Raw genomic sequence first — 12892 nt, 5'->3', positions numbered from 1 at the left:
TTTCTTGATCGCCTAGGAGGATGACAGGCATGGGGCGAATTGCCTTACTCAGCACCAGTAATAAGCAGGGACTGGTGGAGTTGGCTACGGCCTTGGTGCAGGAGTTTGGCTTTACGCTCCTGAGTAGTGGTGGCACCGCAAAGACCTTGCAGGCGGCGGGGATTCCTGTGACAACGGTCTCGGCGTACACAGGGGCACCGGAAATCCTTGGTGGGCGGGTCAAGACCCTGCATCCGAAAATTCACGGCGGTATTTTGGCGCGGCGCGATCGCCCCGAAGACGAGGCTGATCTGCAAGCCCAAGGGATTAACCCCATTGATCTAGTGGTTGTCAACCTCTATCCCTTTGCTGAAACAATTGCCCAGCCCAATGTCACCCTTGCTGAGGCGATCGAGCAAATTGATATTGGTGGGCCGACGCTGATTCGCGCTGCTGCCAAAAACCATGCCCATGTGACAGTGTTGGTGGATCCCAGCCAGTATGAGACCTATCTTCAGGAACTGCGTCTGCACGGGGAAGCCCAACCTGCTTTTCGCCTCGCCTGTGCCCAGCGAGCCTTTACCCTGACGGCCAGTTACGATCAGGCGATCGCTGAGTATCTCCAAAACATCACGTCCCCCGGTACTGAGCCAGAAATTCTGCCGCCGGTCTTCCACCTGACGGGGCAGCAAAAACAAGTCCTGCGCTATGGCGAAAACCCCCATCAACGGGCTGCTTGGTACATCAGTGGGGCACACCCCAGTGGTTGGGCAGCCGCCGACCTGCTCCAAGGCAAAGAACTGAGCTACAACAACCTGCTGGATTTAGAAGCGGCACGGGCGGTGATCAGTGAATTCCTCGGGGAGAGTGCTCCCGCCGCCGTCATTATCAAACACACCAATCCCTGTGGCGTAGCGGAGGGCAAAACCCTTGTGGAGGCCTACGAACGTGCCTTTGCAGCCGATAGTGTCTCTGCCTTTGGCGGCATTGTTGCCCTGAATCGCCCCTTGGATGTGGCTACCGCTGAAGCCTTGACCCGTACCTTTTTAGAGTGTGTCGTGGCTCCCGCCTGTGAGGAAGCAGCCCTACCAATCCTGAAAACCAAGCCCAAGATGCGGGTTCTCACCTTACCGGAGTTGCAGACGGCTCCCACTACCGCGATTCAAACCATTGCTGGCGGCTTTCTTGTCCAAGATATTCACCCCGTCCCCATTGATCCAGAGGCGTGGCAAGTGGTTACGGCCACTGAACCCAGTCCAGAGTTGATGGCAGAACTGATCTTTGCTTGGAAAGTAGTGAAGCACGTTAAGTCCAATGCTATTGTTGTCAGTCGCGATCGCCAAACCCAAGGGATTGGCGCCGGTCAAATGAATCGCGTCGGTGCCGTGCAAATTGCCCTCAGTGATGCTGGTGAGGCGGCGCGGGGGGGTGTGCTGGCCAGTGATGGCTTTTTCCCCTTTGCCGATTCTGTGCAAGCCGCTGCCCTTGCCGGTATTGCGGCGATTATTCAACCGGGGGGCAGTTTGCGGGATAATGAGTCTATCCAAGCAGCCAATGAAGCGGGAATTGCCATGGTCTTTACCAACCGGCGACACTTCCGCCACTAGGAAATAGGGATGGCGGTGCGACTCGGCATTATCAGTGATCCCCACATCGCCCTGCCGGAGACGATTCCGACAGATTATCCCCCCATTTTTCTCTACGAAGTCAGTATCCCTGCCTTTGAAGCTGCCGTTGCCCATCTCCTCGAACTAGGAATTGACGCCCTATTGATTCCCGGTGATCTGACGCGGGATGGCGAAATCCTTAACCATCGCTGGCTCAGTACCTATCTGCAAACCTTGCCCATTCCCTGCTATGTGATTCCGGGGAATCACGATGTGCCTCTGCTGCTAGGGGATCATAAGCGTATTGGTTGGGCTGACTTTCCGCAGTGGTATGGCCACGCCGGCTATGGCAAGGGCGCCAAGCATTACTATCAAACCCTGCTTGCAGACAACCTACAACTGATTGCCCTGAATTCCAACCAATTTAGCCCGACGGGTCAGCAGGTGGGGGCAGTCGATCAAGGACAACTGGCATGGTTGGCGGCTCTATTGGCAGAACCCTTTGCCGGCCTGCGCCTTGTGATGATTCACCACAATGTCCTTGAGCATTGGCCACAACAGAGCCAAAGTCCGATGGGGCAGCGCTACCTCTTGGAGAATCGAGCGGAGTTATTGAACCTGTTGCGATCGGCGGGGGTGGCTTTGGTCTTAACTGGCCATCTCCATGTCCAAGACATTGCCTATGAGCAGGGGCTATTTGACCTCACAACTGGTTCCCTCGTCAGCTATCCCCATCCCTATCGCCGGCTGATTTTGCAGGAACATCCCCAAGGGGGCTGGCAAGTGGACGTGGAATCCTACCGTATTGAATCCCTGCAGGCCTATCCCACCTTGAGTGATCTCTCTCGCCAATGGATGCTGCAGCGCGGTGCGGGGTTTATGGTGCGCTTTCTCACTTTGCCGCCCTTTAATTTATCGGAAACTGAGGCCCAGCCCCTCGCCCAAGCCCTATCGTCCCTCTGGCCAGAAATTGCCCAAGGAGATACCCAAGTTACACTACCGACGCTACCGGAACCCTTGGCCGCCTACTTTGCCCAGTTCAACCACCGACCACCAGCGGAGTATCCCCAGCTTCGGGACAACAATACGGTCTTTGTCATTTAGCACCTCGCAATTCCTTTGTTGGGATGGTAGGGTTCCAAAACCTGCTCTAATAGGGGGTTGAGGCACGGATTGGATGCAAAGTAGTGACGTTTGGTCAGTGGATTGGCTTGCTGGTACTGGGGGTGTGTCTCTACATCCTCTGGGAAATTCGCCAAGTGTTACTCTTGGTCTTTTTGGCGGTGGTCTTGGCAACAGCACTCAACTGGCTGCAACTGCGGCTCCAGAGTTGGGGACTGCAACGGGGGCGGGCGATCGCCATCAGTATTAGCTTGACTTTCCTAATCATCTTTGGCTTCTTTTGGATGATCATTCCCCCCTTTTTGCAGGAAGCGCAGCAACTGGGTGTATTGATTCCCAAGGGGCTAGGGCGGGTGGAAGCATGGCTTGATGAGATGGCTTACCTTTTGCCAAGTAGCGGCTTTGATGATACTCCTCTAATCAATCGGCTGATTACGCAGTTAGAGCCATTCCTTGAGCAAATCTTTAATAACTTCTTTGCCCTCTTTTCCAATACCCTGGCGGTCTTACTGAATACGCTGTTGGTCTTGGTGCTGACGGTGATGCTAGTGATTGATCCGCAGCCCTACCGCCGGGGATTCATTCGCCTGTTTCCAGCGTTTTATCGGTCTCGCATTGACACGATTCTCACCGAAAGTGAACAGGCACTCTTGGCATGGCTGGCGGGCACAGGCCTAAATATGCTCGTCATTGGTGTGGTCAGTGGCATTGCTCTTGCGCTACTGGGGGTGCGGTTGGTCTTGGCCAATGCGTTCTTGGCCGGCCTTTTGGAGGCGATTCCCAATATTGGCCCTGCTCTGAGTGTGATTCCGCCGATGATCATTGCGTTTATTGATAATCCATGGCGAGCGGTGGCCGTTCTCATTGCCTACATTGTGATTCAACAGTTGGAGCAATACCTGCTAGTGCCCGTCGTCATGGCCAAACAGGTGGCTCTCCTGCCTGCTGTGACGCTGGTTTCACAAATTATTTTTGCCATTTTCTTTGGCTTTCTGGGGTTACTGCTGGCACTGCCTCTAGTGATTGTGGGTCAGATTTGGTTTACAGAAATTGTGCTCAAGGACATTCTCGATCGCTGGCAGGCCAGCCCGCCACCTGAAGGGTCAAATCCACCAATTTTGCCGCTGCCCCCGCCGACCCCACCTGCTGCCGCAAGTCCTGCCGCATCTGATGCAATTTCTGAGGATGGCTCAATAGAGACTTAATCTGATCGGCAACCACCGCCGGCTCAATGGGTCCCACTAGCTCCGGTACAATTTCTCTGCCCGCCCAGATATTCGGCCACGCCTTGTAGCCGAGACCCTGTTTCACTAAGTCCCAATCCATCTCGGGCGATCGCCACAACTGCCAAAATCGCCGCCAGCCCAATCCTTTGGCAACCAGTGCCCAAAACACCAGCGCCGTCCACTGCTTCCCGATCGCCGGCAAGCCCACCAGCAACCCGGCCAAGCCATCCCAAGGGTGTGCCCGCTGTACCCGCAGTTGTTGGGCCGGCAAGAGAACAATCATCGGCACATTCAAAGCAGCCAGTTCAGCGGTATTGGCGCCAACCGTGGTCACACAAAGGGCAACCTGCCGCAGCAGGGGATAGTTGGGTAACTGCTGCCAGAGATAGACTTTCGTGCCCCTCGGCGTCTCCAGATAGGGTAGCCCTTCACTCGGCTGGATCAGTGTCGCAGTCGTGCCCTCAACGTGCTTGAGTTCAGGATTAAAGCGGGGATCGGCGTAGCAACTGAGGGTCTTAAGCGTCAGGGTGGGTGCCACTGGAATCACGCACTGAATTGGGGGATGAGCAGCAGCTAAATGGTCGGCGATCGCCAGCGAAAGGGGCACCCCTAGCTTGAGTTTATTGGGCTTGGAACCCACCATCAAACCGACAAGGGGAGCATCTGAGGCAACGCCTAACTGCTGGCGCACATCAGGCAGCGAATCGAGGGCAAGGGCTTGCACATCGGTCATCAAATCCCCCACCACGGCCACCTTGGCTCTTGTGTTGCCAATGGGTAGAGGACGCCGCAGCCCAATGCCATCCACCCACCCTTGCCAGCGTGCCTGCCACTCACAGTAGAGCACACAGCGATAGCCGAGACGCTTGGCCAACAGCACCGCAAAGAGTTGGTCGCCGCCCAAGAAGACCACCACCCCTTGGGGAAACCAATCCCAATTACGACGGCTGGTCTTTGTGCGCACGAGGTGCCAAAACTCTGCGGCCGGCAGTACCCGATCCACCCCCGCATAGCGGCGCGCAATCTCCGCTTCCAGACCACTGGCATGGGGACAGGGAACAATCACTACTGAAACCCGTAGCCCCTCTTTGACCTGTTGCCGCAGCGTTGTGACAAAGGGATAGACCCAAGTGGCCAGTTCACCGGGACCATTGCTGACAACAACAATTTCAAGGGGAGATGTCATGGGTTGTGTTCCCCTTGAATGCAGAATTGACTGCCGTCAGTCTCCCTAGGACATTTCTTGAATAATGTAGTCAAAGTAGGGTGCCGCCACTTCAGCATCTTCAGTGCTCAGCAGTGCCAAGGAGGCGTCCTTGAGGCAACGAATGGCTTCTGCCATCCCCGTCATCGGCACACCAAGGGAGTTGTACATTTCCCGCACCCCAATAATCCCCGTGCGCTCAATGGGGTCTTTGTCACCCGCGAGGATGCCATAGGTAATCAGGCGCATATACCAGCCATAGTCGCGCAGACAGAGGGCACGTTGTTTCTGGCCGTAGGCGTTGCCCCCCGGTGAGATGAAGTCAGGCCGCTTCTGCCACAGTTGTTTGCTGGCTTGCTCAACAATGCGTTTCTCATTTTCGGCCAGTGTCGTGGCAATGCGGAGGCGTTGCTCACCCGTTTGGAAAAAGTCACTAATCGTCTGGAGTTCGCCCGTGGTGGGGTAGCGCAATTCATCGTCCGCTTTAAGAAGAACCTGACTAATGACACTCATATTGCTAACACCGCTTAATACATCCCTCATTTTAGAGGACGGCGACCCCTTGTTGACGCCACCCCTGATCAAAATCTCGACGGTTGATAGAGGAATTTAGCGGTGTCGATGGCAAACAACAGCAAGACGGCTCCCTAGAATCAATCTGCCCCCTTGGTGATAGGATCAATGCGGTTTGCACTGGTTTTCGTCCACCTGTGATTGATCTCAAACAACTGCGAGAAAATCCCCAAGCCTTTGGCGATCGCCTGCGGCGGCGCGGCGGTGACTTTGACCTCGACCGCATTCTAGAATTGGATGCCCAGCAGCGACAGCTTGAACAACAGCGATCGCAACTGCAAGCCCGCAGTAACGAAATTGGTGCCCTCGTCGGCAAAAAGATCAAGTCCGGCGTTGCCGCCACTGACCCCGAAATTCAAGCCCTTAAGGCCGAGGCCAACGATCTCAAGCAGCAACTCAGTGATCTTGAACCCCAAGAACGGCAACTCAAGGAAGAATTAGAGCGCCTGCTGCTGACAATTCCCAACCCCCCCAGTGAGACCACCCCCATTGGCCGCGATGAAACCGAAAACGTTGAGGTACGCCGCTGGGGAGAGGAGTATAAACCAAGCCAGCCTTGCCAGCCCCACTGGGACATTGCCACTCAATTGGGACTCTGGGATGTGGAGCGATCGGTGAAAGTGGCGCAGAGTCGTTTTGTGACCCTCTTGGGCATGGGGGCTGCCCTTGAGCGAGCCTTGATCCAATTCATGCTTGATACGCACCGCGATCGCGGCTATGTGGAAGTCTTGCCGCCCTTGCTGGTCAATAGTGCCTCGCTGACGGGAACGGGGCAGTTACCCAAATTTGCCGAGGAAAGTTTTCGCTGCGCCGATGATGATCTCTGGCTAATTCCGACAGCGGAAGTGCCGGTGACGAATCTCTACCGCGATGAAATTTTAGCCGCCGATCAACTGCCGATTTACCACTGCGCCTACACCCCCTGTTTTCGCCGTGAAGCGGGGAGTTATGGCAAAGATACACGCGGCCTGATTCGCCTACACCAATTCAACAAAGTGGAGTTGGTCAAGTTTGTCCACCCCCAGACCTCTGCCGCTGAACATGAAGCCCTTGTGGCCGATGCCGAGTTTATTCTCCAAGCCCTGAAGTTGCCCTATCGGGTGATTGAACTGTGTACTGGCGATTTGGGGTTTGGTGCGATGAAGTGCTACGACCTAGAGGTGTGGCTCCCCGCTGCGGGCTGCTACCGTGAAATTTCCAGTTGCTCCAACTTTGGCGATTTTCAGGCGCGGCGTGCCAAGATTCGCTTCAAAGGCGCTAAGCAAAAGGGAACGCAGTTTGTCCACACCCTCAATGGCTCTGGCCTAGCCGTTGGACGAACCATGGCAGCCATTCTCGAAAACTACCAACAACCCGATGGGACGGTGCGGGTACCGGCGGTGCTGCAACCCTACTTGAAGTGCAGCCAGATTGGCGGGGCAAAATCGTGAACACCACCCTCGGGGCGATCGCCCAAGCTTTGGGGTTAGATACAACTTATCCAGATCTGCCAATCACAGGCATTTCTACTGACTCCCGTCAAATCGCAACTGGCAACCTCTTTGTTGCTCTGCGGGGGGAAACCTTTGATGGCCATCAATTTGTCGATCAGGCAGCCGCCGCCGGCGCGATCGCCCTGATTGTCGAGGTACCAATATCTTCTACTCTGCCGCAACTTCAGGTAGCCAATACCCTAAGTGCCTATCAACGCTTGGGACAGTGGTGGCGGCAGCAATGTCCAGCCAAAGTTATTGCCGTCACTGGCTCCGTGGGCAAAACCACCACCAAGGAAATGATTGCTGCTGTCCTTAGTCACTATGGCGCCGTCCTCAAAACCGAAGCCAACTTCAATAACGAGATTGGCGTGCCCAAAACCCTTTTACAACTGGAACCCCACCACCAATTTGCCGTGATTGAAATGGGGATGCGTGCGCGCGGTGAAATTGCCCTGTTGAGCCAGATTGCCCAACCGGATGTTGCTGTGATTACCAATGTAGGTACTGCCCATATTGGCCGCCTCGGTTCCCGCGAAGCCATTGCCCAAGCCAAATGCGAACTGCTGGCCGAAATGCCCCAAGGGGGAACAGCGGTGCTCAATGCCGATAGTCCCCTACTTTTGCCAACAGCGGCGCAGGTCTGGTCAGGGCGCACGATTACCTATGGTCTTGAGGGGGGCACCCTACGGGGAATCTATCAACCGCCCCAAACCCTCCACGTGGATGAACGCACCTACATTGTTCCCCTTGCGGGGGCACACCATGCCCTGAACTTTCTGGCTGCCCTTGGGGTGCTGCAAGCCTTGAACCTAGAGAGCGATCGCTTGCCGTTAGAGTTGACGTTAGAATTGCCCAGTGGTCGGGGTGGTTGCTATCGCCTCGAACCCGATATTCTGCTACTGGATGAAACCTACAATGCGGGTTTGGAATCGATGGTGGCGGCCTTGCACTTGTTGCGATCACTCCCCGGTCAGCGGCATCTGGCGGTTCTTGGCCCCATGCGGGAACTCGGCGCCTTTTCTCTCTCCTTCCATGAGCAGGTGGGAGCCACTGTTGCCCAATTAGACCTCGATGGCCTCTTGATTCTCGATAAAGGCGATGAAGGAGCAGCCCTTGCGCGGGGGGCAGGGCGCGTTCCCAGTCGGCAATTTGCTTCCCATGAAGAATTAGTGGAGTACCTATTGCGGGAGTTGCAAGCGGGCGATCGCCTCCTCTTTAAGGCCTCCCATGCCGTTGCCCTCGATCAAGTGATCACTGAACTGCGGCAGCGCTGGCCAAAACTTCAGTCCCGTTGAGACTTGCCAAGAGTGGTGAACTATGCTACATTAGAAAATCGTCGATATTCCTCAGTAGCTCAGCGGTAGAGCGGTCGGCTGTTAACCGATTGGTCGCTGGTTCGAATCCAGCCTGGGGAGTTTAATAACTTGAGCCACGATAGCGACGGCGACGCTGCCCATCATCCTCTCCCTTTGGAGTTGGCGCTGTGTCGGCAACAGTGCTAATGCCTCGATATTGGGTATTGGGTGTGGCGGGTGGAGTAGCCAGAGGTGGCGGCGTGGGTGCTGCTGGGGTCGGAGCGGGTGTGGGTGTTGTTAAGCGACTGAGGCTCTCCATCAGGGCATCCTGCTGAATCGGTAGGGCATCGAGGATCTCCAACACGCGAGTCAGATGGGAGACGGCTGTGGCAATGAGACTCGACTCTTGGATCGCCGGCAAGAGATCCACAGCCCCCATACGCAACGCCCAGCGCCGTTCTGCTGCGCTAATTTGGCGATCGTGACCCGCTGTAATGACGACAGGTATCCGCGGAAAGCGAGACTGTGCCACCTGACAAAAGCGGTAGGGATTGGTGACCGTCATGCCCATATCCAACAGCAGCAATTGGGGCAATGCTAGGCCAGCCGTCTCCATCTCCTCTAGCACAGCAAGGATGTCAGCATCAAGGTTTTCCCAGATGACCGTAAGGTTTTGGCTGCTGAGAATGTTATGCCAAATTTCTCCCTGCCGTTGGAGGGCTTGTGTCATGAGTATCGTTGTCATAAATGCCTAAATCCTTCGACGGTTGCGAGGGCGATCGCGATGTTAAAAAGACTTAACACTACAATGACAGGTTGGCGATCGCAGAGATGTTCATAGAGAACAGTCGCGCCAACTCTCCCTAGGGAACGGCTACCGTTTCCAACAATTCTGCCACACAGGCACGCCCTGAGCGCCCTGCCGCTGTAATCAAACGATGAGCGAGAACATGGGGAGCCAATTGCTTCACATCATCGGGGAGGACATAGTCACGGCCATTGAGAAAGGCCAAGGCCTGAGCCGTGCGCTGTAGCATCACGGTACCGCGAGGACTCACCCCCAAGGTAATGCGATCGCTCTCGCGGCTCGCTCGCACAAGGGCAAGAATGTACTTTTGCAACACTGAATCTACCCGCACCTGTAGCACTTGCTGCCGCAACTGTTGTATCTCCGCCAAGCTGAGGCACGGTTCCAGTTGATTGACATCTAAGCCCCCCTGCACCCGTTGCAGCATTTGTAGCTCCTCTTCCTCGGTCGGGTAGCCCAAACTAAAACACAGGGCAAAGCGATCCAACTGGGCTTCGGGCAGCGGAAAGGTGCCTTGGTATTCCACGGGGTTCTGGGTGGCAATGACAAAAAAGGGCTGGGGCAAGGGGTAGGTGACGCCATCAATGGTCACTTGGTACTCCTCCATCACCTCTAGGAGTGCCGATTGGGTGCGGGGGGTGGCGCGGTTAATTTCATCCGCTAGCAAAATATTGCAGAAGACAGGGCCTGGGCGAAACTCAAACTCCGCTGTTTTGGGATTCCAGATATTGGTACCCGATAAGTCGGTGGGCAGGAGATCGGGTGTGGCTTGGATGCGCTGAAAGGTACCCGCCAGCGATCGCGCCAAGGCCTTGGCCAAGAGGGTTTTCCCCACCCCCGGTACATCCTCCAGCAAAACGTGTCCCCCCGCCAGCAACCCCACTAGCATGAGTTCAATGGCGGCTTCTTTGCCCACCATGACCTGTCCAAGGTTATTGACCAGTCGCTGTAGGGGTTCACGCATAGGAGACCACTCGTTCGAGAAGATCAGCCGCTACTTGGCAATCGGCAGCAATTTGCGCTTGGAGGGCAGCCAAACTGGGAAACCGTACCTCTGGGCGAATAAAGGCCTCTAAATGAAGTGTGATCTCTTGATTGTAGAGATTCCCCTGCCAGTTGAATAGATGCACCTCTGTTGTCACTTGCCGACCCGTCACCGTCGGTCGCATCCCAATATTCACCACCCCCAATTGCTCACTGGTAAACGCTGCCCCCGTAACGCGGCAGGCATAGACGCCGTGGCGAGGCAATAATTTGTCTGGGGGGAGGGCTAGATTGGCAGTGGGAAATCCCAACTGCCGTCCCAACTGTTCTCCTTGAATCACGGTGCCGGTCAAGTGGTAGGGGCGTCCCAAAAGCTCCCGTGCCAAGCCCACATCTCCCTCGGCGAGGGCGGCTCGTACTGCTGAGCTACTGACGCGATCGCTCCCCCGACAATAGGGAGGCACAATATGTACTGGAATGCCAAAGGCAGCACACAGGGTGCGCAAGTCCGCCGCTGTCCCCGATCGCCCACGGCCAAAGCCAAAATTAAAACCAACACTTAATACCTTGGCCTGCAACTGCTGTATCAAAATCTGCTCAACAAACTCCAAGGGCGACAGTTGGGCAAGGGCATGGGTAAAGGGCAGGACAATCACCTGCTCAATGCCATACTGGTTCAAAAGGGCACGTTTTTCCGCCTCTGGGGTCAGCAGCAGGCGCTCTTCTCCCGTAAAAAATGCCTGCGGATGGGGCGAAAACGTAATCACTGAGCGGTAACAGTCGGGAGGGGCTGCCGCAACGAGCGTACGGATAACCTCTTGATGCCCTCGATGGACACCGTCAAAATTGCCAAGGGCGATCGCCGTAGGAGTTTGCAAGGGTAGGCCGTTGTTAAATTGACACAGGAAACATTTTGACACATTTAACCAAGGAGCAACAGTCTGGGAAAGTTTTCATTAAGATTTTCTATTCACGTCATAGAAGAATTTCTCTTGAATCCGCCAAGAGGCTTATGCTACGTTGAGTAGCAATTTATCTTTTTTTGCCTAATCTGAGCCTTGGCAGCTTGGAGCGGAGGAACCAACGCATCAGGGGCGCATTCTCCACCGAGAAAGGATACCACTGAATCCTAGCCCGTCAGCTAACTTCGTCGGCATTCAGTCGGATACTGGCTGTTTTTCACAACTGCTCAGTGTTCCAGTGATTCGGTTTCGTGGTGTTGACCGAATTTGTCACCTTAGCAATTTTTAGGAAGCCCAATGCTGATTGAACACTGGCATGCATTCGCTGCTGGCACGATCTTCCTAGGCGTGATCCTCTTGATCATGACCGAGTGGATCAACATTACCATTGCGGCCTTTTTGGGCGCCATTCTCCTCGTCTTTCTCAACATCATGACCCTTGGGGAGGCCATTAGCTACATTGGCCGCAGTCACGGTACTCTCGCGCTCTTTTTTGGGGTGATGGTTCTGGTTCGCGCCTTTGAACCGACCAAGGTGTTTGAGTATCTAGCAACCCAAATGGTGATCCTCGCCCGCGGTCAGGGAAAACGCCTGCTGTTGGGGATCGTTGCTTTGACAACGCCCATTTGTGCGGTGCTGCCCAATGCCACAACAGTGATGCTCCTTGCTCCCCTGCTGCCCCCCATGGCGGCTGAAGTGGGGGTGGACTTTGTGCCGCTAATTATCTTGATGGTGATTGTCTCCAATAGTGCCGGGTTGCTCACCCTTGTGGGGGATCCAGCGACTTATATTGTCGGGGACGCCATTAACATTAGCTTTGCCGATTATCTCCTGCGTCTTAGTTTGGGGGGGGTACTGGCGATCGCCGTTATTGTCTTTTGTCTGCCAATTCTCTTTCGCCGCATTTGGCACAAAGAACTCAACTCCCTTGACCAATTGCCTCACCCGAAAATTAATCATCCCCGCACGCTGGCCGTAGGCTGTGTAATCATCGTCTTTGTCCTCACCTTCTTTGTGATTGGTGATGGCATGGTCGTCAAAGTGGCTCCCCCTGCGGTCGCTTTAATGGGTGCGGCCCTTGCGCTCCTTTTGTCCCATCAAAGCAAAATTGACACCGTCACCCATATTCTGCGGGATGTGGACTGGGCCACCCTAATCTTCTTTATGAGTATCTTCGTCCTCATTGGCGGCTTGGAGAAAACAGGGATCATTGGTCAACTCTCCCACATCCTTGCGATTCTCATTGGCCAAAATATCTTTTTTGGCTCGCTACTTTTACTGTTTACAATTGGCATTCTCTCCAGTGTTATTCCCAATATCCCCTTGGTGGTCGCAATGGTGCCGCTACTGAAAAAATACCTCGTAGATGTGGGGCTAGCAGGTTCAGAAATTCTTCACATTGGCTACGGTGGTGATTTACCAGCACAGGTGCTGCCCCTCTTCTATGCCATGATGCTAGGGGCAACCTTGGGGGGCAATGCCACGCTCGTCGGTGCTTCTGCCAACATTGTCGGTGCGGGTGTTGCCGAACTCCATGGCCGCCGTATTAGCTTCAAAACCTTCCTGCGTTATGGGGTACCGATTACAGCGTTGCAGTTGGGGGTTTCGGCACTCTTTCTCACTGTGCGCTTTCTCATTTGGCGCTAAGGACTCTTTT

Annotated in this window: 10 protein-coding genes, 1 tRNA gene and 1 riboswitch; of the genes, 7 read left to right on the top strand and 4 right to left on the bottom strand. The window is 54.9% G+C overall.

Annotated elements, in window-relative coordinates; translation table 11 throughout:
* Nucleotides 1-29 precede the first annotated feature (29 nt).
* From purH to KV190_RS13300, 3 genes are all read left to right on the top strand, one after another.
* Nucleotides 30-1586: a bifunctional phosphoribosylaminoimidazolecarboxamide formyltransferase/IMP cyclohydrolase gene (gene purH / locus KV190_RS13310; RefSeq protein ID WP_460193880.1), complete on the top strand. Its 1557-nt coding sequence runs from the start codon at nucleotides 30-32 to the stop codon at nucleotides 1584-1586.
* A 9-nt stretch (nucleotides 1587-1595) separates the two neighbouring features.
* Nucleotides 1596-2690, top strand: a complete 1095-nt coding sequence (locus tag KV190_RS13305; RefSeq protein WP_460193879.1) for a metallophosphoesterase family protein — start codon at nucleotides 1596-1598, stop codon at nucleotides 2688-2690.
* Between the two features lie 83 nt (nucleotides 2691-2773).
* Nucleotides 2774-3913 carry an AI-2E family transporter gene (locus KV190_RS13300; RefSeq protein ID WP_460193878.1) on the top strand — a complete coding sequence of 380 codons (1140 nt, stop codon included), beginning with the start codon at nucleotides 2774-2776 and terminating at the stop codon, nucleotides 3911-3913.
* A 1252-nt stretch (nucleotides 3914-5165) separates the two neighbouring features.
* On the opposite strand, the gene apcD is transcribed toward KV190_RS13300, so the two are convergent.
* Nucleotides 5166-5651, bottom strand: coding sequence for an allophycocyanin subunit alpha-B (apcD, locus tag KV190_RS13295; RefSeq protein WP_190278062.1), 486 nt, complete (start codon nucleotides 5649-5651; stop codon nucleotides 5166-5168).
* 197 nt (nucleotides 5652-5848) lie between these two features.
* Between apcD and serS the strand changes: the two genes are divergently transcribed.
* From serS to KV190_RS13280, 3 genes are all read left to right on the top strand, one after another.
* Nucleotides 5849-7141: a serine--tRNA ligase gene (serS, locus tag KV190_RS13290; protein ID WP_460193877.1), complete on the top strand. Its 1293-nt coding sequence runs from the start codon at nucleotides 5849-5851 to the stop codon at nucleotides 7139-7141.
* A complete protein-coding gene (locus KV190_RS13285) occupies nucleotides 7138-8481 on the top strand; it encodes a UDP-N-acetylmuramoyl-tripeptide--D-alanyl-D-alanine ligase (protein ID WP_460193875.1) in 1344 nt (447 codons plus the stop codon). The genes serS and KV190_RS13285 overlap by 4 nt, the downstream gene beginning before the upstream one ends.
* Nucleotides 8482-8529: 48 nt before the next feature.
* A tRNA-Asn gene (locus KV190_RS13280) sits at nucleotides 8530-8601 on the top strand.
* A 1-nt stretch (nucleotide 8602) separates the two neighbouring features.
* Here the strand turns inward: KV190_RS13280 and KV190_RS13275 are convergent.
* The 3 genes from KV190_RS13275 to KV190_RS13265 form a co-directional block, all read right to left on the bottom strand.
* Nucleotides 8603-9226: a response regulator gene (locus tag KV190_RS13275; RefSeq protein WP_460193873.1), complete on the bottom strand. Its 624-nt coding sequence runs from the start codon at nucleotides 9224-9226 to the stop codon at nucleotides 8603-8605.
* Between the two features lie 118 nt (nucleotides 9227-9344).
* The gene (locus KV190_RS13270; protein ID WP_302677284.1) at nucleotides 9345-10253 is read right to left on the bottom strand and encodes an AAA family ATPase; all 909 of its coding nucleotides are present in this window, start codon (nucleotides 10251-10253) and stop codon (nucleotides 9345-9347) included.
* Complete coding sequence (locus KV190_RS13265; protein ID WP_460193871.1) at nucleotides 10246-11193, bottom strand: bifunctional riboflavin kinase/FAD synthetase; 948 nt, start codon at nucleotides 11191-11193, stop codon at nucleotides 10246-10248. The genes KV190_RS13270 and KV190_RS13265 overlap by 8 nt, the downstream gene beginning before the upstream one ends.
* Before the next feature lie 113 nt (nucleotides 11194-11306).
* Nucleotides 11307-11444: riboswitch (cyclic di-AMP (ydaO/yuaA leader) on the top strand.
* Between the two features lie 88 nt (nucleotides 11445-11532).
* On the opposite strand from KV190_RS13265, the gene KV190_RS13260 reads away from it, so the two are divergent.
* Complete coding sequence (locus KV190_RS13260; RefSeq protein WP_460193870.1) at nucleotides 11533-12882, top strand: SLC13 family permease; 1350 nt, start codon at nucleotides 11533-11535, stop codon at nucleotides 12880-12882.
* The last annotated feature ends 10 nt before the right edge of the window (nucleotides 12883-12892 follow it).

It is taken from the genome of Thermosynechococcus sp. FA-CM-4201, assembly GCF_054689355.1.
The sequence above is the reverse complement of the archived record's forward strand: the minus strand, read 5'-3'. Positions and strand labels throughout refer to the sequence as shown.